At 70.4% G+C, this 24,285-nt stretch carries 22 protein-coding genes and 1 tRNA gene; 13 read left to right on the forward strand and 10 right to left on the reverse strand.

The genetic code is table 11. The features are described 5' to 3' along the window. The first annotated feature begins 73 nt into the window (after positions 1-73). On the forward strand, positions 74-1,438 hold the full coding sequence (locus ASD23_RS02420; protein WP_056005760.1) for an NAD-dependent succinate-semialdehyde dehydrogenase: 1,365 nt from the start codon (positions 74-76) through the stop codon (positions 1,436-1,438). Between the two features lie 85 nt (positions 1,439-1,523). On the opposite strand, the gene ASD23_RS02425 is transcribed toward ASD23_RS02420, so the two are convergent. Continuing rightward, positions 1,524-1,880 (reverse strand): iron chaperone, encoded by a 357-nt coding sequence (locus ASD23_RS02425; RefSeq protein WP_056007688.1) that lies wholly within the window; start codon positions 1,878-1,880, stop codon positions 1,524-1,526. Between the two features lie 180 nt (positions 1,881-2,060). On the opposite strand from ASD23_RS02425, the gene ASD23_RS02430 reads away from it, so the two are divergent. After that, positions 2,061-3,587, forward strand: coding sequence for an APC family permease (locus ASD23_RS02430; RefSeq protein WP_082571121.1), 1,527 nt, complete (start codon positions 2,061-2,063; stop codon positions 3,585-3,587). A gap of 40 nt (positions 3,588-3,627) precedes the next feature. Further along, entirely contained in the window at positions 3,628-3,897 is a 270-nt protein-coding gene (locus tag ASD23_RS02435; protein WP_056005763.1) for an acylphosphatase, read from the forward strand. A 17-nt stretch (positions 3,898-3,914) separates the two neighbouring features. On the opposite strand, the gene ASD23_RS02440 is transcribed toward ASD23_RS02435, so the two are convergent. The 6 genes from ASD23_RS02440 to ASD23_RS02465 form a co-directional block, all read right to left on the reverse strand. Beyond that, positions 3,915-4,139 (reverse strand): hypothetical protein, encoded by a 225-nt coding sequence (locus ASD23_RS02440; RefSeq protein WP_056005765.1) that lies wholly within the window; start codon positions 4,137-4,139, stop codon positions 3,915-3,917. 93 nt (positions 4,140-4,232) lie between these two features. After that, positions 4,233-4,922, reverse strand: a complete 690-nt coding sequence (gene rplA, locus ASD23_RS02445; RefSeq protein ID WP_056005768.1) for a 50S ribosomal protein L1 — start codon at positions 4,920-4,922, stop codon at positions 4,233-4,235. A gap of 147 nt (positions 4,923-5,069) precedes the next feature. Then, positions 5,070-5,498 carry a 50S ribosomal protein L11 gene (gene rplK, locus ASD23_RS02450; protein WP_022891467.1) on the reverse strand — a complete coding sequence of 143 codons (429 nt, stop codon included), beginning with the start codon at positions 5,496-5,498 and terminating at the stop codon, positions 5,070-5,072. A gap of 161 nt (positions 5,499-5,659) precedes the next feature. Further along, positions 5,660-6,586, reverse strand: a complete 927-nt coding sequence (gene nusG, locus ASD23_RS02455) for a transcription termination/antitermination protein NusG (RefSeq protein WP_056005771.1) — start codon at positions 6,584-6,586, stop codon at positions 5,660-5,662. 64 nt (positions 6,587-6,650) lie between these two features. Then, entirely contained in the window at positions 6,651-6,926 is a 276-nt protein-coding gene (gene secE / locus ASD23_RS02460) for a preprotein translocase subunit SecE (RefSeq protein ID WP_056007694.1), read from the reverse strand. Between the two features lie 40 nt (positions 6,927-6,966). After that, positions 6,967-7,039, reverse strand: a tRNA-Trp gene (locus tag ASD23_RS02465). A gap of 241 nt (positions 7,040-7,280) precedes the next feature. Between ASD23_RS02465 and dgt the strand changes: the two genes are divergently transcribed. After that, entirely contained in the window at positions 7,281-8,798 is a 1,518-nt protein-coding gene (gene dgt, locus ASD23_RS02470) for a dGTP triphosphohydrolase (RefSeq protein WP_056005774.1), read from the forward strand. On the opposite strand, the gene ASD23_RS02475 is transcribed toward dgt, so the two are convergent. Both ASD23_RS02475 and ASD23_RS02480 read right to left on the reverse strand, forming a co-directional pair. After that, positions 8,726-11,809 (reverse strand): hypothetical protein, encoded by a 3,084-nt coding sequence (locus ASD23_RS02475; protein WP_082571122.1) that lies wholly within the window; start codon positions 11,807-11,809, stop codon positions 8,726-8,728. The genes dgt and ASD23_RS02475 overlap by 73 nt on opposite strands. Positions 11,810-11,942: 133 nt before the next feature. Beyond that, the gene (locus ASD23_RS02480) at positions 11,943-13,088 is read right to left on the reverse strand and encodes a hypothetical protein (protein ID WP_056005777.1); all 1,146 of its coding nucleotides are present in this window, start codon (positions 13,086-13,088) and stop codon (positions 11,943-11,945) included. Between the two features lie 199 nt (positions 13,089-13,287). On the opposite strand from ASD23_RS02480, the gene ASD23_RS02485 reads away from it, so the two are divergent. Next, entirely contained in the window at positions 13,288-14,505 is a 1,218-nt protein-coding gene (locus ASD23_RS02485; protein WP_056005780.1) for a pyridoxal phosphate-dependent aminotransferase, read from the forward strand. A 124-nt stretch (positions 14,506-14,629) separates the two neighbouring features. Here the strand turns inward: ASD23_RS02485 and ASD23_RS02490 are convergent, their stop codons facing one another. Next, positions 14,630-15,577, reverse strand: coding sequence for a LysR family transcriptional regulator ArgP (locus ASD23_RS02490; protein ID WP_056005784.1), 948 nt, complete (start codon positions 15,575-15,577; stop codon positions 14,630-14,632). A 71-nt stretch (positions 15,578-15,648) separates the two neighbouring features. Here ASD23_RS02490 and ASD23_RS02495 point away from each other — a divergent pair, with 71 nt between their 5' ends. From ASD23_RS02495 to ASD23_RS02535, 8 genes are all read left to right on the forward strand, one after another. Next, the gene (locus ASD23_RS02495; protein WP_056005788.1) at positions 15,649-16,395 is read left to right on the forward strand and encodes a LysE/ArgO family amino acid transporter; all 747 of its coding nucleotides are present in this window, start codon (positions 15,649-15,651) and stop codon (positions 16,393-16,395) included. 111 nt (positions 16,396-16,506) lie between these two features. Beyond that, positions 16,507-17,373, forward strand: coding sequence for a YciI family protein (locus ASD23_RS19415; protein ID WP_327019772.1), 867 nt, complete (start codon positions 16,507-16,509; stop codon positions 17,371-17,373). 53 nt (positions 17,374-17,426) lie between these two features. Further along, complete coding sequence (locus ASD23_RS02510; RefSeq protein ID WP_056007698.1) at positions 17,427-18,722, forward strand: RNA polymerase sigma factor; 1,296 nt, start codon at positions 17,427-17,429, stop codon at positions 18,720-18,722. Between the two features lie 86 nt (positions 18,723-18,808). Then, the gene (locus ASD23_RS02515; RefSeq protein ID WP_056005791.1) at positions 18,809-19,714 is read left to right on the forward strand and encodes an ABC transporter ATP-binding protein; all 906 of its coding nucleotides are present in this window, start codon (positions 18,809-18,811) and stop codon (positions 19,712-19,714) included. Then, positions 19,711-20,520 carry an ABC transporter permease gene (locus tag ASD23_RS02520; RefSeq protein ID WP_157376986.1) on the forward strand — a complete coding sequence of 270 codons (810 nt, stop codon included), beginning with the start codon at positions 19,711-19,713 and terminating at the stop codon, positions 20,518-20,520. The genes ASD23_RS02515 and ASD23_RS02520 overlap by 4 nt, the downstream gene beginning before the upstream one ends. A gap of 21 nt (positions 20,521-20,541) precedes the next feature. After that, positions 20,542-21,780, forward strand: a complete 1,239-nt coding sequence (locus ASD23_RS02525) for a sensor histidine kinase (RefSeq protein ID WP_056005794.1) — start codon at positions 20,542-20,544, stop codon at positions 21,778-21,780. Next, complete coding sequence (locus ASD23_RS02530; RefSeq protein ID WP_056005797.1) at positions 21,777-22,421, forward strand: response regulator; 645 nt, start codon at positions 21,777-21,779, stop codon at positions 22,419-22,421. Before ASD23_RS02525 ends, ASD23_RS02530 begins: the two co-directional genes overlap by 4 nt. Positions 22,422-22,529: 108 nt before the next feature. Beyond that, complete coding sequence (locus ASD23_RS02535) at positions 22,530-24,224, forward strand: long-chain-fatty-acid--CoA ligase (protein WP_056005800.1); 1,695 nt, start codon at positions 22,530-22,532, stop codon at positions 24,222-24,224. Positions 24,225-24,285: the final 61 nt, after the last annotated feature.

Here is a 24,285-nt window from a genome sequence, read left to right on the forward strand (position 1 = left end):
AAGTCGAGCGTATGCACGGCGGCAGACGAGCTCTGGCGTGAGTGCAGTGTCTGCACCCGAGAAGGAGAACCCCATGAGCTATGCCGTGATCAATCCCGCCACCGGCGAGACGGTCAAGTCCTACGAGACGATCACCGACGAGGCGCTGCAGGCGGCCATCGCCAAGGCGAGCGAGACGCACCGCACCTGGTCGAAGAACACCACGGTCGCCGAACGCGCCGCCCTCGTGCGCCGCGTCGCCGAACTGCACAACGAGCGAGCGCAGGAACTCGGCGAGATCATCGTGCGCGAGATGGGCAAGCCCATCGAGCAGGCCGTCGGCGAGGTCGAGTTCTCGGCCGCGATCTACGAGTACTACGCCGACAACGCCGAGTCGCTGCTCGCCGACGAGAAGATCGACCTGCTGGCAGGTGAAGGCTCGGCCCTCATCCGTCGCTCGTCGCTCGGCCCGCTGCTCGGCATCATGCCGTGGAACTTCCCGTACTACCAGGTCGCCCGCTTCGCCGGCCCGAACCTCATCATCGGCAACACGATCCTGCTCAAGCACGCCGAGCAGTGCCCCGAGTCGGCCGCCGCCATCGAGCAGATCTTCCTCGACGCCGGGTTCCCCGAGGGCGCCTACGTCAACATCTACGCCTCGCACGACCAGATCGAGCAGGTCATCGCCGACCCGCGCGTGCAGGGCATCTCGCTCACGGGCTCCGAGCGCGCCGGTGCCGCGGTCGCCGAGATCGCCGGTCGTCACCTGAAGAAGGTCGTGCTCGAACTCGGCGGTTCCGACCCGTTCATCCTGCTCTCGACCGACGACCTCGACGCCACGGTGGGCGCCGCCGTCTTCGCCCGCGTCGACAACAACGGCCAGGCCTGCAACGCGGCCAAGCGCTTCATCGTCGTCGAAGACCTCTACGAGCCCTTCCTCGAGAAGTTCACCGCCGCGATGAGCGAGGTCGAGAAGGGCGACCCCGCCCAGGCCGGCACGGCACTCGGCCCGCTCTCGTCGGCCAAGGCCGCCGAGGGCCTCGCCGAGCAGGTCGAGCGCGCCGTCGCACAGGGCGCCACGCTCCACCACGGCGGAGAGCGCGAGGGCAACTACTACTCGGCCACGATCCTCACGGACGTACAGCCCGACTCCGACGCCTTCCACGAGGAGTTCTTCGGCCCGGTCGCGCAGGTCTTCAAGGTCGCCGACGAGGACGCGGCGGTCGAGCTCGCGAACAACACCCCGTTCGGCCTCGGCTCCTACGTCTTCACGACCGACTCCGACCAGGCGCTCCGCGTCGCCGACAAGATCGAGGCCGGCATGGTCTTCGTGAACCTGGTCGGCGCCGACGGCGCCGAGCTGCCCTTCGGCGGCGTCAAGCGCTCCGGTTCGGGCCGCGAGCTCGGCCGCTTCGGCGCCGACGAGTTCGTCAACAAGAAGATGATCCGCATCGGCTGATCACCGCGAACGCGCACTGAACGGATGCCCCGGGGCGCGCGCCCCGGGGCATCCGTGCGCGCCGCCGTGAGCCTGTCGAAGGGTCTCAGCGCTTCTTCTTCTCGTCGATCTCGTCGCGGCGCAGCAGGATGATGCGGTCGACGAGCGAGTCGGGCAGCGGATGCTCGGGCGTGAACCGGATCGTGCCCTTCGCCCATGAATACCCCTCGAGCTCCGAGGAGACGGCCTCGATCACGGGCGGACTGTACGGGTAGAGCCCGATGTGCGCCTTCGCCTTCATGATGCTGAGCAGCGGAGAGTCCCGGTAGCGCAGCGCCGGCATGCCGTAGCTGACACCCTCGATCGCGTCGGGCACGAGCGACACCGCCCTCGCCCTGATGCGTTCCATGACGTCGCGTTCCGGCGCGTCGAGACCGGCGATGTAGTCGCTCACTTCCCCCATGCCCGCCATGGTACGCCGAGCGGATGCCGCGGCATCCGCTCGCTCGCGAACCTGCGCCGAACTAAATCATCCGGAACTATAGCTTTACGACCGGATGTCTGGTTATGCTGGCGCGACACCACGACGACGTGGTGTCGCCGGTTGGGGGCGACCGGCGCAGCGAAGACATGGAAGGCAGTGATGTCTGCAGATCGCGGGCCCGCAGCGGGCCTCTCCGACGGCGAACACCTCAGCGTGCTCGGCTACGAGGACACGTTCAACCGATCGATGAGCCTCTGGGCGAACTTCGCCCTCGGCTTCACCTACCTCTCGCCCCTCGTCGGCGTCTACTCGCTCTTCGCGGTGGCCCTGTCGATCGGCGGACCACCCTCGATCTGGTGGATCGTGATCGTCGGCGCCGGGCAGCTGCTCGTCTCGCTCGTGTTCGGCGAGGTCGTCTCGCAGTACCCGATCCACGGTGGCATCTACCCCTGGGCCCGTCGCCTGTGGGGACGGCGCTACGCCTGGATGGCGGCCTGGGTCTACATCTGGGCGATGATCGTGACCATCACCGCGGTCGCCGAGTTCGGATCCGGATTCGCGGCGAGCCTGTTCGGCATCGAGGTCACGAACGCGTCGACACTCTGGATCACGCTGGCGTTCCTCCTGATCGCCCTCGCCATCAACTTCACGGGCACGAAGTGGCTCGCCCGCGTGGCCCGCATCGGCCTCGCCGCCGAGCTCATCGGCGTCATCGGCCTCGGCCTCTACCTGCTGATCTTCCAGCGCAAGCAGGAGTTCAGCGTCTTCTTCGACACCATGGGCGTCGAGGGCGACGGCAGCTACACGGCCGCCTTCATGGGGGCCGCGCTCGCAGGCCTCTTCCTGTTCTACGGCTTCGAGGCCTGCGGCGACGTCGCCGAAGAAGTCGCGAACCCCGCCCGGCGCATTCCGAAGGCGATGATGATGACGATCCTCGTCGGCGGCGTCTCGGCGCTCTTCTCCTTCGGCGGGTACGTGCTCGCGGCGCCCGACCTCGCGTCGATCGTCAACGGCGAGGACGCAGATCCCATCCCCGGCATCCTCGAGGCGACCCTCGGGCCGGTGGGCGCCAAGCTGTTCCTCGTGATCGCGATCACGGCGTTCCTCTCGTGCGTGCTGAGCCTGCAGGCCGCTGCGAGCCGCCTGCTGTTCTCCTTCGCCCGCGACGGGATGATCCCGGGGCACCGCTGGCTGTCGAAGGTCTCGCCGACCACGAAGGTGCCGACGAACGCCCTCATCGTCGCGTGCACCGTGCCCGCGCTCATCGCCGTGCTCATCTGGGCGAACAACGACCTGCTGGTGCCGGTGACCTCGTTCGCGGTGCTCGGCATCTACCTCGCCTTCCAGATGGTCGTACTGGCCTCCCTCCGCCAGCGCATGAAGGGCTGGCGGCCCGCGGGCCCCTTCTCGCTCGGCTCCTGGGGCTTCATCGTGAACGCGTTGGCGCTCGCCTACGGCGTCTTCGCCATGGTCCTGCTCTCGCTGCCGGGTTCGACGGGCGACTTCTTCACCGACTACGTCGTGCTCATCGGCCTCGGCATCGTCGTGGTGACGGGGCTCGTCTACCTCTTCGCCGCGCGCCCCGATCGCAAGTCGGACGCCCCGTCGGGCGACGCGATGGCCGTGGCCGACGAGATCCGGCTGCGCACCGGTGCGACCCGCGTCGTCGAGGAGGCCGCGAAGTAGCCCGAGCGGGCTGACGACGGCGGAGGCCTACGCTGGACGCATGATCCGAAGACACGTGCTCGTGCACGGGATCGTGCAAGGCGTGGGCTTCCGCTTCTCCGCGCGACGCGAGGCCGAGCGACTCGGGGTCGCGGGGTGGGCACGCAATCGACCCGACGGCACGGTCGAGGCCGAGGTGGAGGGCGACGAGGCATCCGTCGCAGCGATGCTCGACTGGCTCGCGACCGGCCCGCGCGGCGCCGTCGTCGAGCGCACGGATGTCGCGGTGCGCGAGCCGACCGGTCAGCCCGGGTTCCGCATCACCGGCTGAGCCGCAAGACCGGCCCGTCAGAGCCAGTACACCGAGCCGCGGCGGCGCAAGGACTCTTCGTCGACCTGGTCGAGCCCGCGATGCCGTTCGGCCGAGATGAGCAGCCAGACGACGACGAGTGCGAGCACGACGGTGTAGACCGCCGGACCGAAGGCTCCGATGAGGGTCATCCAATACGCGGCGGCTGCGGCGACGACGATCGTTGCGACCGAGGCGAGGACCGTGGTGGTTCGTTCGCTCATACCGCCACGGTACGCCCCGCGGCCGACATCGCAAGCGAACGACGAAGGGCCCGCCGGTAGACCGGCGAGCCCTTCGTGCAGTCTGCGGTGAGACTAGATGGCGTTGACGTCCAGGGGGATGCCGGGGCCGAACGTGGTCGACACGGCGCCCTTCTGGATGTAGCGGCCCTTGGAGCTCGACGGCTTCAGGCGGAGGACCTCTTCGAGCGCCGCGTTGGCGTTCTCTTCGAGCTGCTCCTGCGTGAACGAGGCCTTGCCGACGACGAAGTGCACGTTGGCGTGCTTGTCGACGCGGAACTCGATCTTGCCGCCCTTGATGTCGGAGACGGCCTGGCCGACGTTCGGGGTCACGGTGCCGGTCTTCGGGTTCGGCATGAGGCCACGCGGGCCGAGCACCTTGCCGAGACGGCCGACCTGGCCCATGAGCTCGGGGGTCGAGACCGCCGAGTCGAACGCGGTGTAGCCGCCGGCGACCTTCTCGATGAGCTCGGCGCCGCCGACCTCGTCAGCGCCGGCTGCGATCGCAGCCTCGGCAGCGGGGCCGGTCGCGAACACGATGACGCGGGCGGTCTTGCCGGTGCCGTGCGGGAGGATGACGGTGCCGCGCACCATCTGGTCGGCCTTGCGGGGGTCGACGCCGAGCTTCAGCGCGACCTCGACGGTCGAGTCGAACTTCGCGGAGCCGGTCTCCTTCGCGAGGGCCACTGCCTCGTTCGGGGTGTAGAACTTGCCGTCTTCGATCTTGTCGGCCGCGGCGCGGTAGGCCTTGGACTTCTTTGCCATGTTGCTTCTCCTTGAGAGAGTGTGGTCATCTGCGCCTGGCGGGCGCTGCCACTGAATGCTGAGTTCTGGTGAACGGATGCCGCGTGGCATCCGTCGGTCTCGAGGTCTCGATGCGCGCTTCGCGCTCCTCGACCGGCGAGACGGGGCCTATTCGACCGTGATGCCCATCGAGCGAGCGGTGCCCGCGATGATCTTCGACGCTGCGTCGAGGTCGTTGGCGTTGAGGTCGACCATCTTCGACTCGGCGATCTCGCGCACCTGTGCCTGGGTCAGCTTGCCGACCTTGGTGGTGTGGGGAACGCCGGAGCCCTTTGCGACGCCGGCAGCCTTCTTGATGAGCTCGGCGGCGGGCGGGGTCTTCAGGATGAAGGTGAACGAGCGGTCTTCGTAGACCGTGATCTCGACGGGGATGACGTTGCCGCGCTGGGCTTCGGTCGCCGCGTTGTACGCCTTGCAGAACTCCATGATGTTCACGCCGTGCTGACCCAGGGCCGGGCCGATGGGCGGGGCCGGGTTCGCGGCGCCGGCCTTGATCTGAAGCTTGATCAGACCGGTGACCTTCTTCTTCGGTGCCATGATTTCTCTCTTTCTGTTCGAACGCCCCGGTTGCCGGGGCACTCTCCCGCAACCCGGCCGTTCCGGGATGCGGTGATCTGTGTGCTTGAAACAAGCGCGTGCCTGACGCAGCACAACCCTCCGAGTGTACCGGAGGGCCGCTGCGTACTGTCTGGGAGGTGTTAGAGCTTCGTGACCTGGTCGAAGCTGAGCTCGACCGGGGTCTCGCGCTCGAAGAGCGAGACGAGCACGATGAGCTTGCCGCTCTCGGGCTTGATCTCGCTGATCGTGCCGGGCAGACCCGCGAACGAGCCGTCCTTGATCGTGATGGTCTCGCCGACCTCGAAGTCGACCTCGGCGGGGATCGCACGAGCTGCGCCGGTGGCGGCGCCGCCCTTCGCGCCCTTGACCGGAGCGACGTCCTTGATCTCGACGAGGCTCTTCAGCATGCCGAAGGCCTCTTCGAAGCGGAGGGGGGTCGGGTTGTGCGCGTTGCCGACGAAGCCGGTGACGCCGGGCGTGTGGCGGATGACCGACCACGAGTCCTCGTTGAGGTCCATGCGCACGAGCACGTAGCCGGGGATGCGGACGCGCGTGACCATCTTGCGCTGGCCGTTCTTGATCTCGACGACGTCTTCCATCGGCACTTCGACCTGGTAGATGTAGTCGGCCATGGCCATCGACTCGCGTCGCTGCTCGATGTTCGCCTTCACGCGGCGCTCGAAGCCCGCGTAGGAGTGGATGACGTACCACTTGCCGGGGAGGAAGCGCAGTTCGGCGCGGAACTCCGCGTACGGGTCGGCCTGCTCCTCGTCTTCCTCGATGACGGCCTCGACGGCGGCTTCGGCCTCTTCGACCGAGTCGATGTCGAGTGCGTCGTCGACCACGGCGTCTGCCTCGGGGTCGGTCGACTCGGCGATCGCGTCGAGCACGGCGTCGAGATCGACGTCGTTGCCCTCGTCGTCGACGACGTGCACGGCACGGTGCTCGGCCGGCTCGACCGAGTCCTCTTCGCGCTCGAGGGTGTTGCCCGTCTGGGCCTCGTCGTCTTCGGCCGACTGCTCGGCAGCCGTGGCCCAGTCGACGTCGTCGCGCTCAGTCCTTGACACTTCTCTCAATCCTTTTCTCCGGTGCGCCAGCGGCGAACCGGATCCGTCGAACCCGAAGGCCCGATCAGACCCCCGGTGTTCCGAAGACGTACAGCACCAGCCAGCCGAACACCTGATCGAACGCCCACACGATCGCCATCATGATGATGACGAACACGAGCACCACAGTCGTGAAACTGAGGAGCTCCTTGCGGGTCGGCGTGACGACCTTCTTCAGCTCGGCGATGACCTGCCGGATGAACAGGGCGACGCGCGAAAAGGGGTTCCGACGCGCGGCGCGATCGCGCTTCGCATTGGCGACGACGTCTTCACTCGGTTCGTCGATTACTTTTCGTGCCACCTCGTACACCTTTCGTGGGCCGGCAATCACTGCCGGCTCGCAGGGCGGACAGGACTCGAACCTGCAACCTGCGGTTTTGGAGACCGCTGCTCTACCAATTGAGCCACCGCCCTATGGAACGACCGGGTGACCGGGGCTGTTCCACCGATTGCCGAGCGCCATGATTCACTGCGTTTCTCACCAGGTGAAGGCCCGAAAATAGGCGCAGAGAATCTTGGCTGACTTCAACAACCTCACCAAGTGTATGCGACGCCGCAGGCAGAGTAAAGCCGAGCGGATGCCCCGCCCCCGACGCCTGCTCCGAAGCATCCGAGTCGCCCGTATCGACGGGCCGGGCGGGCATAGATTGGGCGCATGACGATCGACCGCGCATCGCGCCTCGTACCGGAGCCGCGCAGCAGCGCCGAGGTCACGGGCGAGCACTCGCAGTTCCGGCTGGACCTCGAGCGCATCCGGTTCTCGCCGTACTTCTCGCGACTCTCCGCCGTCACGCAGGTGATCGCGCAGCCGGGCGCCGGCCCGCTCATCCACAACCGGCTCACCCACTCGATCAAGGTCACCGCGGTCGCGCGCGCGATCGCGGTCAAGCTCACGGATCCCGCCTCCCCAGCGCGCGAACTCGCGCTCGCGCACGGCTGCGACGCCGTCGTGGTGCAGGCCGCCGCGAGCGCGCACGATCTCGGCCACCCGCCCTTCGGCCACCTCGGCGAACGCGTGCTCGACCGGCTCGCCCGCGAGACGCTCGGTCTCGTCGACGGCTTCGAGGGCAACGCCCAGAGCTATCGCATCCTGACGGCGCTCGACGTGAGCGAGGCCGCCCCGCGCGGCCTGAACCTCACGGCGGCGGTGCGCACGGCTGTCGCGAAGTACCCGTGGACCAGGTACATCGACGCGTCCGGGTTCGGCGACGGGCCGCTGCCACGTGGTCTCCGCCGCACGGGGCAGGGCATCGACGTGCCGAAGTACTCGGCGTACGGCATCGACGCCCTCGACCTCGAGCAGGCCCGTGCCGGGCTGCCGCCGATGCAGCAGTCGCTCGAGTGCTCGGTCATGGACATCGGCGACGACGTCGCCTATTCGATCCACGATGTCGACGACTTCTACCGTGCCGGCGTGCTCAGCCAGGGTGCCGTGGCACGGGAGTTCCGCGGCTGGGTCGAGGGCTGGAGTCAGCTCCGGGAGCTCGACGAGGAGGCGCTCAGGGCCCGCACCGCCCCCGCCGGCAGCGCGCTCGAGGCCCTTCGCCGCAAGTTCGCACGCGACGACCCCTGGGTCGCCGACGACGACGCGTTCTCCGACGCGGTCGACGTCGTCGCCGAGGATCTCGTCGACGGCCTGCTGGCGACCCCCTTCGACGGATCGATCGCCTCGGAGCGCGGACTCTCGTCGTTCACGAACCGGTGGATCACCCACCTGCAGTCATCCGTCGTGCCTGCGCCGCGCGACGTCGTGCGCTCGGGCCTCGTGACCCTCGATCGACGTGCGTGGCACGAGGTCGAGATCCTGAAGTTCGTGCACCGGCACTTCATCCTCGACCGCGCCGACATCGTCATGTACCAGCGCGGACTCAGCCGGGTGCTGGCCCGAGCCGTCAAGGGCCTCACCGCGTGGGCGACCGACGAGCACGACCGCGACCGCGTGCCGCAGCGGCTCAAGGAGCTCGTCGAGATCGCGACCGACGGGTACGCGGCCCTGCGGCACGAGCGACCCGAGGGCGTCCCCATCCCCGCGGCGGGCGACGTGCGCCGGCTCGGGGTCGGTCGAGGCGTGGTCGACTACGTCGCCTCGCTCTCCGACGATCAGGCGCTCGCGGTCTCCGAGGCCCTCGACGGCCGCCCCGACAAGCTGTGGGACATCGGCCAGAACCTCTGAGCCAGCGCGACGCAGATCGCACCCGCCACGACGAGCACGCCTCCCGCGATCGCGACCCACCACGCCGTGTCGGCGGGGATGTCGAGGTAGACGCTGATGCCGAGGATTCGCGAGAGCCCCCAGGGCAACAGCGCCATCTCGTCGTTCCACGTGGTGAGTGCCGCCTCGAGGCCGATCAGGCCGATGAGCGAGCCGAACACCGCGAGCACGACGCCGACGCCGGCGACGACCGCGCCGGTCGCCCAGAGCGCACCGCGCTCGACGGCGATGGCCCAGGCTGCGGCGACCACGACCCATCCGAATGCCGCGAACGCGAGGGCGATGTACACCGAGCGACCGAGCGGATTCGTCCAGAACTCGAACCAGTATCCGCCCGGGCCGGTCGGCGCGAGCACGACGAGGAGGAGCGCCACACGGAGCACCGCCGCTCCCCCGATCGCGGCGATCACGGGCCACGTCGATCGACGTCCGAGGGCGAGCCAGAGCACGCCGACGAACAGGGCCCAGCCGCCGAGGGTCACGAGCAGGTGCGACGGCGCCAGGAACCAGGTCTGGATGCCGCGGCTCACCACGAGGAATGCGGCGGGCACGACGGCGAGCAGCACGCGGTCGAGCCGGCCCAGCCCCTCGACGAGCGCGCGAGCGCGCCACGGCCTCGTGCCGGCCACCCAGAGGGCACGCGCGGCACGCGCGCCCGGCCATCCGGCACGGGAGTAGCCCGCGGCGATGCCGTAGCCGAGCCACGCGGCGAGCAGCACGAGCGCGATCCTCGCCGCCCACGCCATGGGCCGGTCGCGCACGGCTCGCTCGACGCCGAGCTCCGCCGCCGTGAGGTTGTACGCGGGCAGATACGGGTCGCCCGCGTAGGCGGCCTCATGAGCGGCAGCGGATGCCTCGAACGCCCGCCGCGCGGCATCCCACTGCTCGTAGGCGGCGTGGTCGCCGGTGTCGTGCCACTCGGCCTGCCGGAGGAACATCTCGCGGTAGTCGCCGAGCATCGCGTAGGTGTTGGCCTGGTAGGCCAGGGTGTCGAGGAACGCCGTACGCAGTGCGGGGTCGCGCCAGCTCGCGGCATCCGTCGCCTCGATCGCCGACTGCATGCGCTCGACCGCGGCGATCGCCCGGTCGCCGCCCGCGATCGCCTCGTCGAGGTCGCCCCGGCTGATCTCGTAGATCACGTTCAGCACGGCGCTGTCGCCGGTGAGGATGTCCCACTCGAAGATCCACATCATGGGCGGCGGCTCGAGGCCGATCGCGAAGACCCGGCGGTCGGCGAACGGGCCGATGTAGAGTCCGTCGGTGATGGCCGCACGCGACTGGGCCATCGCCTCGCCGATCGCCTGCACGGTGGCCGGGTCGCCTGAGAACCAGCGCCGCGCCCAGTCGGCGGTGATCGCGGCCGGGTCCGCCTCGGGGTCGCGCGCGAGCCGCACGGCGAGTTCGGTGTTGAGCTCGTAGAGCTGCCAGAACCCGGCCTTCAGCTCGAGCGAGAGCGGACCGGCACGCCAGGGGCCGCCGTCCTGCGTCCAGGTCCAGATGCCCTCGACGTGCGGATTCGCCTCGATGAAGCGCTGCAGCGCCTCCCGATAGAGCACGCCGAGGTCGTTCGGGAACGCCCCGAAGTTCTCGAACTCGCGCCGGCTCTGGAACTCGACGATGCGGCGTTGCTCGCCGATCTCGAGGGTGTGGTTCAGCGGCAGGTGGCTGTAGAAGTCGCCGAGCGTGTACTTCGTCGAGACGATGAGCGCGTCGGAGTCGATGCCGCCGAGCACCGCCTCGTACGAGGCGTCGTTCGTGTGCATGTCTCCGACGGCGCCGACGCCGACGCTCCACGAGCGGAAGATCACCTCGCGGTCCACGCGCTCGGCCTGCTCGGTGAACGTCGTGAGCATGGCGCGCACGGAGTCGACCGTCGTGACGGCGAGCTTCGAGTAGTAGTCCCAGCCCGGCAGGTCGTAGACGCGGCCGGCCTCGCCGATGCGGATGAGCACGCCGTCGAGGTAGGGCATCTCGGCGTAGAGCTCGTCGAGGCCGGCCGAGTAGACGTCCCAGAACGCCGGATCCTCGGTGGCGAGGCCGCCGAAGCGGTCGACGAGATACGCCTCGAGCGGCGTCGTGAGCGTGAGCATGTCGGTGCGGAAGTACACGTCGAGGCCCGCGTCGTGCGCGTACTCCCAGATCGGTCCGAAGGCCTCGCGCATCGCGATGGCGCGAGCGACGTGCGTGTCATCGGCGCCGTAGACCTCGGTGCCGTCGCCGACACCCGAGAACGTGAGGTACTCGACGAACCCGGGGATCGCGATCGCGTTGTACCCCTCGGCGAGCGCGTGGCGCACGTACGCCTCGAAGTCCGTGCGGGCGACCGCAAGCGCGGTCTCGTCGATGTACGGCGCCTCGGCGAGGATGACGTCGGCGAATGCCTTGGAGTTGTGCGAGTAGTCGTCGCCGGCGATCCATTCCGACTCGTGCACCGTCACGCCGACCGCGCCGAGGTCGACCATGCGGAACCCGAGGCGCGAGTCGACGGTGTCGCCGAGGTGCTCGGTCACGGCCCGGCGGTCGCGCACTGTGGCGGCCAGGTCGTAGACGCCGAGCACGGCACCGGCCTCGGATGCCGCGACCACGCGCAGCGCGTCGGGCGTTCCCTCGAGCCGGTAGGACTCGTCGACGTCGCCCTCGCGGTCGGCCGGTTCCTCGGTTGCCACAGCACCCTCGGCGATGACGACCTCGAGGGTCGCCGACCCGTCGGTCGCCTCGGCATCGGCGACCGCGTCGCGCAGTTCGTCGACCGCGAGTCCCATGCGGAACGAGGGCGGTGCGGTGATCGACGTGAAGTCGGGAGGAAGGATCGACGCGGTCTCAGGTGCCGCCTCGAGCACCTCGGCCGGGATGTCGGACGGCTCGCTCCGGATGCCGAGCTCGTCGGCGAGCACGACGGCGACGCCGGCGCCCAGCGCCACGAGCACCGTGAGCGCGACACCGGCGAGGATCCCCCGTCGGGTTCGCGCCATCACGTGGGCAGCGTAGCAAGAGTGGGACGGATGTCCCAGAGAAATCTCGCACCCCGGGGCATGCGCTCGAAATGGAACGGGGCCGTGCGGATGCCGCATGGCATCCGCACGACCCCGAGGCCGTTGCTCAGCGTCAGGCCGAAGCGCCGGCCCGACGACGCAGCACGAGCACCGCGCCGGCTGCGAGCAGCAGCGCGCCGCCGAAGAGCGGCAGCGCGGCGTCGAAGCCGGTCTCGGCGAGCGCGGCACCGGTGACGGTGGAGCTGCCGCCCGGCGTCGCGGCGGCGACGACGGTGAAGGTCACGAAGTACAGGCCGCCCTCGTTCTGTCCCTGCGATGCGAGCACGAGCGTGTGCTGCCCCGGCGCGAGAGCCGCGAGGGTCTCGGGCGAGAGCGTCACGGTGATCAGGCCGGTGGAATCGGCCTGGAACACGCCGACCGCCACGGGAGCCGAGTAGGCGTAGGCGTCGAAGTAGGTCAGCCCGTCCCAGTACCAGTCGCCCTGCACCTGAAGCTGACCGGCAGCGCCCTGCGTGAGGGTGCCGCCGTCGACGGGCGTGATCTCCCGCTCGGCGAGGAATGCCGCGAGCTGCTCCGAGTCCTCGAAGACGGGTTCGCCGATGGGCTCCTCGACGGGCGCCGGCACGAACTCCGTGTCGAGTGTGCCCCACTTGACCCACGAGACGGATCCGGTCTGACCCTCGTCGACGAAGAACCCGTAGCCGAGAAGGTCGACGTCGGCGGCGGCGGGCGACGCACCCTCGATGGCGGCCAGGAGCTCCTCGAGCGTGGCGGTGGTGTTCGCCGGGGCGGCATCGGACACGGCGCGGCTCGTCGTCCACTGCGCGTCGAGCGCGACCACATTGGCGGTGGTGTCGGCCGGGCGAAGCGTCGTGAACTGCTGGTCGCCGGCGGCGTCGTCGAAGAACAGGGGGATCTGGAAGTAGGCGTTCGTGCTGCCCCACGAGATTCCGGCATCGATCAGCTCGCGGAGGTCGCCGTTGTCGGCGGCCGCGTCGAATCCGTTGAGGATCTGCACCTTGCCGGTGAGGTCGAGCTGTCCGTTGCCGTCGACGAACGAACCGGTGGCGGCACCGTTGTGCCAGCCGACGTACGTCGACTCGTCGGGGCGGATGTCGTCGGCGCCGACGTACGCGATCTCGGTCGGATCGATCTCCTCGGCCTGTGCCGGCGCGGCGCCGGCGAGGGCCAGCCCACCGCCGACGGCGATGGCCGTGGTGAGGGCGGCGAGTCGAGTCGTGCGTCGTTGAAGGGCCATCGAGGGTTCCTGTCTGTGGGGGTGGTGGTGACTGCAGCGCATCGCGCACACGACGAGGCGCGCCCTCGGGCGCGCCTCGATTCGAATGCATGCGTTCGGGTGAGCCTATCCGGAGGATAGTGTCCGGATAACCCCCTGTTCGAGGGGTGCGCGCTTCGCCCCCTGTCACACGGCATACCCCACGCCGTAGGCTGGTCGCGTGACCGAACACCCGCGCCTCTCCGCCCGTATCGCCGCCATCGCCGAGTCCGCGACCCTGAAGGTCGATGCCAAGGCGAAGGCCCTCCAGGCCGAGGGGCGCCCGGTCATCTCCTACGCGGCGGGCGAGCCCGACTTCTCGACGCCCGAGTACATCGTCGAGGCCGCCCTCGCCGCCACGCACGACCCGAAGAACTACCGGTACACGCCTGCGGCCGGCCTGCCCGAGCTGCGCGAGGCGATCGCCGCGAAGACGCTGCGCGACTCTGGGCTCGAGGTCTCCCCCGGCCAGGTCGTCGTCACGAACGGCGGCAAGCAGGCCGTCTACCAGGCGTTCCAGACGCTGCTCGACCCGGGCGACGAGGTGCTCGTGCCGACGCCGTACTGGACCACGTACCCCGAGGCGATCAAGCTCGCCGGCGGCCGCCAGGTCGACGTCTTCGCCGGCTCCGACCAGGGCTACCTCGTCACCGTCGAACAGCTCGAGGCCGCCCGCACCGACCGCACGAAGGTGCTGCTCTTCGTCTCGCCGTCGAACCCGACCGGCGCCGTGTACTCCGCCGAGCAGACGCGCGAGATCGGCGAATGGGCGCTCGAGCACGGCATCTGGGTCGTCGCCGACGAGATCTACCAGAACCTCACCTACGCCGAGGAGCCCGACGGCGTGCCGCCGCGCGCGGTCTCGATCGTCGAGGCCGTGCCCGGGCTGGCGAACCAGGCGATCCTCGTCAACGGCGTCGCCAAGACCTACGCGATGACGGGCTGGCGACTCGGCTGGATGGTCGGCCCCTCCGACGTCATCAAGGGTGCCGCGAACCTGCAGTCGCACCTCTCGTCGAACGTGTCGAACATCTCGCAGCGTGCGGCGATCGCCGCCCTCAACGGTCCGCAGGACGCGGTTGAAGAGATGCGCCGCGCCTTCGACCGCCGTCGCCGCACGATCGTCGCCGAGCTCTCGAAGATCGACGGCATGACCGTGCCGGTGCCGCAGGGCGCCTTCTACGTCTACCCCGACGTCACCGGCCTGCTCGGCCGCGAGTGGGGCGGCGTCACGCCGACCACCTCGCTCGAGCTCGCCGACCTGATCCTCGACCAGGCCGAGGTCGCCGCGGTGCCCGGCGAGGCGTTCGGCCCGTCGGGCTTCCTGCGCCTCAGCTACGCACTGGGCGACGCCCCGCTGCTCGAGGGCGTGCAGCGCCTGCAGCGCCTCTTCTCCTGACCTGACCTGACGTCGCATGTCGAGTCGGCGAGTCGGCGGATGATTCGCGCGACGCGCCGACAAGCTGCGGCGCGCCGTCGCAGACATCCGCCGACTCGCATCGCGCCTGCGCCAGGGCGTCCCCTCAGGGCCGCGCGAGCGCGGTGCGCGCTTCGGCCGCGAGCTCGTCGGCGACCGCGGTGAGCAGGGTCGAGCGCAGGTTCCACTGCTGCCAGAAGAGCGGCACGTCGATCGGCGCCCCGTCGAGTCGTACGAGCGCGCCGCGCTCGAGTTCTGCCGCCGACTGGAACGCGGGCAGCATGCCCCAGCCGAGCCCGAGCTTGACCGCCGTCGCGAAGTCGCTCGAGGCCGGCACGAAGTGGCGGGGTGGCCCGTCGGGGTCGATCCCCTGTGCCGTCAGGTGCTCGCGCTGCAAGTCGTCGCGCCGGTCGAAGTCGACGAGCGGGGCCGTCGCGAGCGCGGCGGCCGGCTCCGGGCCGCGTCGCCGCTGCTCACCGCGCCCGCGCGAGCCGCGCATGCCGGAGCCGAGCGCGAGCCCCCAGCGCTCGGCGAAGGCCGGTGTCGCAACGGGCTCGTAGCGCATGACCCCGAGCGGGCGCACGAGGCATCCGGCCACGGGCGCGGACTGCGACGTGACGGCCCCCAGCACGGTGCCCGACTCGAGCAGGCCGGCCGTGAAGTCCTGGTCGTCGCGGTGCAGGTCGAACACGACCGGGTGCCGCTCCCCGACACGGGCGAGGGCGGGCAGGAACCACGTCGCGAGGGAGTCGGCATTGACCGCGAGGGCGAGCGAGAGCGGCCGAGCGGATGCCTCGTCGAGCCCGAACTCCGCGATGGCGTCGTGTTCGAGCAGCGCGACCTGGCGCGCGAGCCGCACGATCGGCGCACCCGCCTCGGTCGCCCTGGCCGGCTTCGATCGCACGACGAGCACGCGCCCGAGCTGCTGCTCGAGCGCCTTGACGCGCTGGGAGACCGCCGACGGGGTGATGCGCAAGCGCCGAGCCGCCGCGTCGAACGTGCCCTCGTCGATGACGACGGCGAGCGTACGGGCGAGGTCGAGCGGGATCTCCATCTGAAGCAATGCTAATGCCGATGAAGAATCTTGAGCTGGAGTAAAGCGTCCGGCCCACCTACATTCGTCTCGTGCCCCTCTCCTCCATCCTCGCCGGCTTCGGCCTCGGCCTCTCGCTCATCGTCGCGATCGGCGCGCAGAACGTGTTCGTGCTGCGGCAGGGCATCCGGCGCGAGCACGTCTTCGCGGTGGCGGCGATCTGCGCGCTGAGCGACCTCGCGCTGATCATGGTCGGCGTCTCCGGCATCGGCGCGGTGCTGACGGCGGTGCCCTGGCTCGTCGACGTCATCCGCTGGGCGGGCGCTGCGTTCCTCGTCGCCTACGGGCTGCTCGCGGCGCGTCGCGCGATCCGGCCGAGCGGCGAGACGCTCGAGGCCGAGGCCGCCGAACACGAGGTCGAAGAGGCCGAGGCGGATGCCGCGGGGCTCGTGGGGGCCAGGGCCGGGACACCCTCGGCACTCGCGAACCCCGCGGCATCCGCCTCGACGTCGACTCCCACCTCGACATCGACGCTCACCCGGCGGAGCACCGGCCTCGCCGCCGCCGTGCTGACCTGCCTCGCCCTCACCTGGCTGAACCCGCACGTCTACCTCGACACGGTCTTCCTGCTCGGCTCGGTCGCGAACACGCACGGCGAGGCCCGCTGGGCCTTCGCCGCCGGAGCAGGTGCCGCGAGCATCGTCTGGTTCTTCGGGCTCGCCTACGGCGCGAGGCTCCTCGGCGGCGTGCTCTCGAGCCCGCGTGCGTGGCGCGTGCTCGACGCGATCATCGCCGTCGTCATGGTCGGCCTCGGCATCATGCTCGTGCTCCCGCACTGAGCGGGCACCGGGCCGGCACGGAACCCGATCCCGCCGATCACCACCCGGGTGTCGAGAACGGCTGTCGCCGTTCGTCGTACTTGCGTAGCGTGACCGAGAGAGGATTCCACCATGGAATACGCACTGTTCTACGCCGAGGGCGACGAGCCCCTCGCCTACGTGCCGGCCGCCGACGACATCGGCGACTGGGTCGACGACCTCGAGAGCCGGGGTGCGTCCGAGTACGGCGAGCGGTTGCGGCCCGACCAGGACGCCACGACCGTGCGGGTCCGCGACGGGCAACTGCTCGTCACCGACGGGCCGTTCACCGAGTCGAAGGAATCGATCGGCGGCTTCGACATCATCGACGTCGCCGACCTCGACGAGGCGATCGAGATCGCGTCGAGACATCCGGTTGCCGCCTTCGGGCGGGTGGAGGTGCGCCCGTTCATGCAGTGGCCGGGGGTCGATCCCGCAGCGCAGGTCGTCCCGGCGGGATTCCGCGAACGGGTCGCGAGCGGCCGACGGTACCTCATGTTCGTAGTCGCCGAGCGGCAGGGGCGGCGAGCCGTCATCGGCGACGACGGCGGCGAGCCGACGCCCACCGAGGACCCGATGGACGACGACCCGCAGGCCTGGGTCGACGAGATGGACGGGCGCGGGACCCGGCTCTTCGGCGACGTGCTGCGCGGCCCCGAGGACGCGACCTTCGTGAGCAGACGCGCGGGCGAGGTGCTCGTCAGCGACGGCCCCTTCGCCGAGGCGAAGGAGTGGATCGCAGGCTTCGACGTGCTCGAAGTGCAGGGCCTCGCCGAGGCGATCGAGGTGGCGTCGAAGCATCCGATGGCCAGGGGCGGCACGCTCGAGCTGCGCCCGCTCTGGCCGTTCGACGTGCACGACGACCACGTCGCCCGCCACGAACGGGAAGCCGCCGAGCGCGGCATCAGGGTCGAGCCGGCCGCCGCAGAAGTGCTCGACGAGGTGGGGGCGGGCCGCTGAGTCGCGAACGCACGGCGGCCGGAGCGCCGACGCCCGAGGGGCGAGCCGACGGGATCGCGCCCACGGTCGCGGCGGCGCTCCAAGCCGCGTTCGAGACGGAGTGGTCGCGGGTCGTCGCCACGCTCATCCGCACTACTGGCGATTGGGATGTCGCGGAGGAGGCGACCTCGGGAGCCTTCGAGCGCGCCGCGACCACGTGGCCGCGCGACGGCGTGCCGGCCAATCCGGGCGCGTGGCTCACCACCGCCGCCCGCAACCTCGCACTCGACCGGCTCCGGCGTCGCGGCGTCGAGACGGACAAGGTCAAGGAGTGGATCGCGATGGAAGCACTCGAGGGACGAACCGGCGGACCGCCGGACCCGGCCGACGTCGCGATCGCTCGCGACGAGCCGGCGTGGGACGACCGACTTCGCCTCGTCTTCACCTGCACGCATCCGGCGCTGCCGATGGAATCACGAGTCGCGCTCACCCTGCGCACGGTGGGCGGCCTCGAGACGAGCGAGATCGCGCGCGCCTTCTTCGTGCCGGAGTCGACCATGGCACAGCGCCTGGTGCGTGCGAAGCGGAAGATCCGGAACGCGGGCATCCCGTATCGTGTGCCGCCGCCAGAGGCGCTTGCCGACCGGCTCGACGGGGTGCTCGCCGTGCTGTACCTCGTCTCCAACGAGGGCTACGTCGCCTCATCGGGCGACCGTCTGCAACGCGTCGACCTGGCCGTCGAGGCGATCCGGCTCACGCGACTGGTCGTCGACCTGCTGCCCGACGCCCACGAGCCCCACGCCCTGCTCGCGCTCATGCTGCTCCAGCACGCACGCGCGGCGGCGCGCGTCGATGCCGGCGGCGAGCTCGTACCGCTCGAGGAGCAGCGCCGCGAGCAGTGGGACCGCGCGCTCATCGCCGAGGGACTCGCCCTGCTCGGCCCGATCCCGACGAGCGAACGAGGTCCCTACCGGGTGCAGGCCGAGATACAGGCCGTGCACGTCAGCGCGCGCACGCCTGACGAGACGGACTGGGCGGCGATCGTGCGTCGATACGACGAGCTCGCGGGGCTCATGAGGGGCGCGTCGCCGTTCGTCGAGCTCGCTCGCGCGATCGCGATCGGGATGGCCGACGGCGCTGACCACGGGCTCGCGGCCCTCGCCGCCCTCGATTCCTCCGGTCGTCTCGCCGGATACCACCTGCTGCCGGCGGCGCAGGCCGACTTCCTGCGCCGCTCCGGCCGGCGGGACGCCGCAGCCGCTCGCTATCGCGAAGCGATCGCCCTCGCACCGACGGCGCCCGAGCGCCGATTCCTCGAACGTCGCCTGGCAGAGGTCGAGGCGTCGGCTGCGCCCGGGCCCGACCGCTGACCGAGCACCCATCCACCGATCGGTGGACGCGGGAATCGACCCGTCGGGGGCTGCCGATCGCGGCGCAACCGCGAGAGGCTTCCGGTATGAACACGACACGCACGGATGCCGCGGTGCAGATCCGCGGGCTCCGCAAGGCCTATGGCGGGGTGATCGCCGTCGACGACCTCGATCTCGACATCGCCCACGGCGAGACGTTCGCCCTGCTCGGACCGAACGGGGCCGGCAAGTCCACCACGGTCGAGATCCTCGAGGGCTACCGGCTCCGCACCTCGGGCGAGGTGAGCGTGCTCGGCGTCGACCCTGCTCGCGGCGGCCTCGACTGGAAGTCGCGCATCGGCATCGTGCTGCAATCGAGCGGGGAGACCGGGCTCCTGACCGTCACCGAGTTGCTGCGGCACTTCGCCTCGCTCTACCCCCACCCGCGCGACGTCGACGAGGTCATCGCCGCCGTCGGCCTCGAGTCGAAGGCGAAGACCCGCATCGCGAAGCTCTCGGGCGGCCAGCAGCGTCGCGTCGACGTCGCCCTCGGCATCGTGGGCCGGCCCGAGCTGCTCTTCCTCGACGAGCCGACCACGGGCTTCGACCCCGAGGCGCGCCGGCAGTTCTGGGGTCTCATCCGGTCGCTCAAGGCCGAGGGCACGACGATCCTGCTCACGACCCACTACCTCGACGAGGCGGCGCAGCTGGCCGATCGCGCCGGCGTGATCGCCGGCGGACGGCTCATCGACGTCGGCGCCATCGATGAGATCGGCGGGGCCGACGCACGCCGTCCGATCGTGCGCTGGCGAGACGCGGCCGGCACCACGCGTGAGGTGCGCACCGACGAGCCGGGGCTGCACGTGGCATCCGTCGTCGCCGCACTCGGCCGCGAACCCGACGGCCTCGAAGTGATCCGGCCGACCCTCGAGGACATCTACCTGGGGCTCGTGCACGTCGCTTCGGCGGGCTCAGCACGCGAATTCGACGACACCGAGGAGGCCCTCGCATGAGCACCAGCCTGATGACCCAGGGCGCGTCACGCGTCGGCGTCGAGACGAAGACGTACTTCCGAGCCGCCGACACCCTGTTCTTCACCTTCCTCTTCCCGTTCGTGATGCTCGCGATCTTCTCGGCCGCGTTCAGCGCTTCGGGCGAGGTCGGTCCTCCCGGAGCCGAGATCTCGATCGCGGCCCTCTACCTGCCGGCGATGCTCGCCGCCGGCATCTTCCTGTCGGGCGTGCAGAACCTCGCCATCGACATCGCCCTCGAGAAGTCGAACGGCACGCTGAAGCGGCTGGGCGGCACTCCCCTCTCACCCGTCGGGTACTTCGCCGGCAAGATCGGCCAGGTCTTCGTCACCGGCACGCTGCAGGCGGGCCTGCTGATCCTCGCCGGCTGGCTCGTGCTCGGCATCGACCTGCCGACCGATCCGGCGAAGTGGGTCACGTTCGCCTGGGTGTTCGTGCTCGGCCTCACGACGTGTGCGCTGCTCGGCATCGCCCTCTCGGCGCTGCCGCGCTCGGGCAAGAGCGCCGCCGCGGTCGTGATCCCGATCGGGCTGATCCTCCAGTTCATCTCTGGCGTCTACCTGCAGTGGAACATGCTCCCCGACTGGCTCCAGAACTTCGCCAGCCTGTTCCCGCTCAAATGGATCGCCCAGGGCATGCGCTCGGTGTTCCTGCCCGAGGGATGGGAGTCGCTCGAGCAGAACGGCTCGTGGAACCTCCCGGGCGTCGCGATCGCCCTCGGCATCTGGCTCATCGTGGGCTTCGTGCTGTCGCGCATCACCTTCCGGTGGATCCGGCGCGATGCATAGCCCCCGTGGCACACTCGCAACATGCTGAACAGACGATGGTGGGATGTCGCGGCGATCGCCGTGGCATCCATCCTCGTGCTCTTCACCCTGTTCGACCCGCCGCCGTACGGACCGGACGACTGGGGTGTCTGGGCCACGACGGGTGCGTTCCTCGTCTTCTACTTCGCCTACGCCAGGGCTCGTCTCGGCGCCGACCGGCTCGCCCCGCACCTCGTGATCTCGATCGCGTTCGCGGTGCTCGTCGGCGTCGGCGCCTCGTTCGAGCCCTCGTTCGCGATCATCCAGGTGTTCGTCTACCCGTTCATCTGGACGACGGCGCCGTCGATCCGCAGCGCGCTCGTGTCGAACGCGCTCATCGGCAGCGCGCTGGCAGTGGGCTACATCGTGCACTTCGGCCCGAGCGGCATCGTCGCGGGGGTCGCCAGCGCGGCTCTCTCGGTCGGCTTCAGCATCGCGCTCGGGCTCTGGATCACGAACATCGCCGTCTACGGCCAGGAGCGCGGCCGCCTGCTCGAGGAGCTGCAGGCGACTCAGGGCCAGCTCGCCGCGATGCACCGTGATGCCGGCGTCGTCGAGGAGCGCGCGCGGCTCGCCCGCGAGATCCACGACACGATCGCGCAGAGCCTGACCGGCCTCGTGATGGTCGCACAGCGCACGGGCACGCGGCTCGGCGGGGTCGACGGCGAGGCTGCGGCATCCGCTCGCGCCGACGTCGAGCTCATGGAGCAGATGGCGCGCGAGGCGCTCACCGAGGCGCGCGGACTCGTCGCCTCGCTCGCACCGGTCGAGTCGGGCGCGGGGCTCGGCGACGCCCTCGCGCGGCTCGCGGCGAACTTCGAACGCGAGACCGACGTCGTCGTGACCGTCTCGACGAGCGCGACGGGACTCAGCCGCGAGCACGAGGTCGTCCTGCTGCGCTCGGCGCAGGAGGGGCTCGCGAACGTCCGCAAGCACGCCGACGCCCGGCACGCTGCGGTGACCGTGGAGTCCGTCGGCGGCGAGGTCGTGCTGACCGTCTCCGATGACGGCGTCGGACCCGGAGCGGCGATGCCGGGCGCCTCGGGCTTCGGGCTCGCCGGCATCCGCGATCGCACCGCGCTCGTCGGCGGGTCGTTCGCGATCGAACCGGGCGCGGGCGGCGGCACGGTCCTCCGCGTCGGCATCCCCCGAGCGGATGCCGCACTCCCGCCCACTGCCGGTCGAGTAGCGCCCGACGCGGGAGGACGCGTATCGAGACCCACCTCCGAGGAGACACCATGACCACCGCGATCCGCATCGTCGTGGCCGACGACCATCCCATCGTGCGGGCCGGCATCATCGGCCTGCTCGAGGCCGAGGCCGGTCTCGAGGTCGTCGGCGAGGCTGCCGACGGCGCCGAGGCGGTGGCCGTCGCGGCATCCGAGCGCCCCGATCTCGTGCTGATGGACCTGCGGATGCCGCAGCTCGACGGCGCCGCGGCGACCGCGCGCATCCTCGCCGAGGTGCCGGGCACCCGTGTGCTCGTGCTCACGACGTACGAGACCGACGATCACATCCTCGCGGCCATCGAGGCCGGGGCGAGCGGCTACCTGCTGAAGGCGGCGCCGCAGGCCGAGATCCTCGCGGGCATCCGCGCCGTCGCCGCCGGCGAGACCGTGCTCGCCCCGTCGATCGCGGCGAAGCTCGTCTCGAGGGTGCGCGCCGACGCGGCATCCGTCGCTGCACCCGCTCCCGCTCTCTCGCGGCGCGAGCTCGAGGTGCTGCGCCTCGTGGCGGAGGGACGCTCGAACCCCGAGATCGCGCGGGCGCTCTTCATCGGCGAGGCGACCGTGAAGACGCACCTGCTGCACGTCTTCGAGAAGCTCGAGGTGAACGATCGCACGCGCGCCGTGACGCGGGCGATGGAGCTCGGCATCATCTAGGTCAGGCCGGGCGCAGCGCGGCACCGTACGCTGGAGACGGCATCCGCGCGCCACGGCGACGATGGGCGTGACCGTGTTCTCGCGTGCAGATGGCCGTGAGAGGCACGAATGAACCCGTACGAACACCGGCCCTGGCTGGACCACTACGCAGACGGCGTGCCCGCGGAGATCGAGGAGCCGAGCCAGACGCTCGTCGACATGATCGACGACGCGGTGCACCGGTTCCGGCGGCGCCCGGCGCTCGAGTTCTTCGGCGCCGAGACGAGCTACCGCGAGCTCGGCGAGCAGATCGCCTCCGCCGCCGAGGGGCTGCGCCGGCTCGGGGTCGTCGCGGGCGACCGGGTCGCGCTCGTGCTGCCGAACTGCCCGCAGCACGTGGCCGCGTTCTACGCGGTGCTCCGCCTCGGCGCGATCGTCGTCGAGCACAATCCGCTCTACACGCCGCCCGAGCTGCGGCACCAGTTCGAGGATCACGGCGCCCGCGTCGCGATCGTCTGGGACAGCGTGGCCGACACGGTCGCCGAGTTCCCCAGCGACATCCGCCCAGCCCACATCGTCTCGGTCGACCTGACCCGCGCACTCCCCTTCGGCAAGCGGATGGCGCTGCGCCTGCCGATCCCGAAGGCCCGGCGCTCCCGCGCCGCGCTCACGACGAAGCCGCGTGCGCGCGGGCTCGTCGAGTGGGAGCGGCTCACCTCGCGGCGGGCGCTCGCCCAGCGGCATCCGCGCCCCTCGCTCGACGACACCGCCGTGCTGCAGTACACGAGCGGCACGACCGGCACGCCGAAGGGCGCCGTGCTCAGCCACCGGAACCTGCGCGCGAATGCGATGCAGGGCCGCGCCTGGGTGCCCGGCCTCGCCGAGGGCGAGGAGGTCTTCTACGGGGTGCTGCCCCTCTTCCACGCCTACGGCATGACGCTCTGCCTGACCTTCGCGATGTCGATCGGTGCGCGTCTCGTGTTGTTCCCGAAGTTCGACTCGGGCCTCGTGCTCGACGCCGCACGCCACTCGCCGCCGACGTTCCTGCCCGCGGTGCCGCCGATCTACGACCAGCTCGTGCACGCTGCGGCACGCCACCCGCGGGCCCTCGAACGCATCCGCTTCGCGATCTCGGGCGCGATGAGCCTGCCCATCGCGACGGTCGACCGCTGGGAGAGCGCCACGGGCGGGCTCCTCGTCGAGGGCTACGGCATGACCGAGTCCTCGCCGATCTCGGTCGGCAACCCGATGGGTCCGACCAGGCGGCCCGGCACGGTCGGCGTGCCGTTCCCGAGCACCGAGATCAGGGTCGTCGACCCGTCCGATCCGGCCGAGGACCGGCCGGCGGGCGAGCCCGGTGAACTGCTCGTGCGCGGACCGCAGGTCTTCCAGGGCTACTGGCGGCGCCCGGCCGAGACCGCCGAGACGCTGCTGCCGGGCGGATGGCTCCGCACGGGCGACATCGTGCGCGTCTCCGACGACGGGTTCGTCACGATCGTCGACCGCGTCAAGGAGCTCATCATCACGGGCGGGTTCAACGTCTCGCCGTCGGAGGTCGAGGCGGCCCTGCTGGCGCACCCCGACGTGCGGGGCGCGGCGGTCGTCGGCCTCCCGCGGGGCGACGGCGGCGAGGCCGTGGCCGCCGGCGTCGAGCTCCGGGAAGGCGCCGTCTTCGACGAGACGGCCCTGCGCGACTTCTGCCGCACGAGCCTCACGCCCTACAAGGTGCCGCGTCGCATCGAGCTCTTCGACGAGCTGCCGCGCTCGCTCATCGGCAAGGTCCTGCGGCGCACCGTGCGCGACGAGCTGCTCGAGCGGGGCTGACACGACGAAGCTCCCCTCCGCCTCGTCTGTGACGGGCGGAGGGGAGCTTCGTTCGAGCTGC

The sequence above is a fragment of the Agromyces sp. Root1464 genome, from assembly GCF_001427265.1.
GTDB classification, from domain to species: domain Bacteria; phylum Actinomycetota; class Actinomycetes; order Actinomycetales; family Microbacteriaceae; genus Agromyces; species Agromyces fucosus.

Bases quoted from the DNA above. Each gene is read 5' to 3' on its own strand.
- ASD23_RS02420 (WP_056005760.1), top strand. From the start codon at position 74: ATGAGCTATGCCGTGATCAATCCCGCCACCGGCGAGACGGTCAAGTCC.
- ASD23_RS02425 (WP_056007688.1), bottom strand. From the start codon at position 1,880: ATGGGGGAAGTGAGCGACTACATCGCCGGTCTCGACGCGCCGGAACGC.
- ASD23_RS02430 (WP_082571121.1), top strand. From the start codon at position 2,061: ATGTCTGCAGATCGCGGGCCCGCAGCGGGCCTCTCCGACGGCGAACAC.
- ASD23_RS02435 (WP_056005763.1), top strand. From the start codon at position 3,628: ATGATCCGAAGACACGTGCTCGTGCACGGGATCGTGCAAGGCGTGGGC.
- ASD23_RS02440 (WP_056005765.1), bottom strand. From the start codon at position 4,139: ATGAGCGAACGAACCACCACGGTCCTCGCCTCGGTCGCAACGATCGTC.
- rplA (WP_056005768.1), bottom strand. From the start codon at position 4,922: ATGGCAAAGAAGTCCAAGGCCTACCGCGCCGCGGCCGACAAGATCGAA.
- rplK (WP_022891467.1), bottom strand. From the start codon at position 5,498: ATGGCACCGAAGAAGAAGGTCACCGGTCTGATCAAGCTTCAGATCAAG.
- dgt (WP_056005774.1), top strand. From the start codon at position 7,281: ATGACGATCGACCGCGCATCGCGCCTCGTACCGGAGCCGCGCAGCAGC.
- ASD23_RS02475 (WP_082571122.1), bottom strand. From the start codon at position 11,809: ATGGCGCGAACCCGACGGGGGATCCTCGCCGGTGTCGCGCTCACGGTG.
- ASD23_RS02480 (WP_056005777.1), bottom strand. From the start codon at position 13,088: ATGGCCCTTCAACGACGCACGACTCGACTCGCCGCCCTCACCACGGCC.
- ASD23_RS02490 (WP_056005784.1), bottom strand. From the start codon at position 15,577: ATGGAGATCCCGCTCGACCTCGCCCGTACGCTCGCCGTCGTCATCGAC.
- ASD23_RS19415 (WP_327019772.1), top strand. From the start codon at position 16,507: ATGGAATACGCACTGTTCTACGCCGAGGGCGACGAGCCCCTCGCCTAC.
- ASD23_RS02515 (WP_056005791.1), top strand. From the start codon at position 18,809: ATGAACACGACACGCACGGATGCCGCGGTGCAGATCCGCGGGCTCCGC.
- ASD23_RS02520 (WP_157376986.1), top strand. From the start codon at position 19,711: ATGAGCACCAGCCTGATGACCCAGGGCGCGTCACGCGTCGGCGTCGAG.
- ASD23_RS02525 (WP_056005794.1), top strand. From the start codon at position 20,542: ATGCTGAACAGACGATGGTGGGATGTCGCGGCGATCGCCGTGGCATCC.
- ASD23_RS02530 (WP_056005797.1), top strand. From the start codon at position 21,777: ATGACCACCGCGATCCGCATCGTCGTGGCCGACGACCATCCCATCGTG.
- ASD23_RS02535 (WP_056005800.1), top strand. From the start codon at position 22,530: ATGAACCCGTACGAACACCGGCCCTGGCTGGACCACTACGCAGACGGC.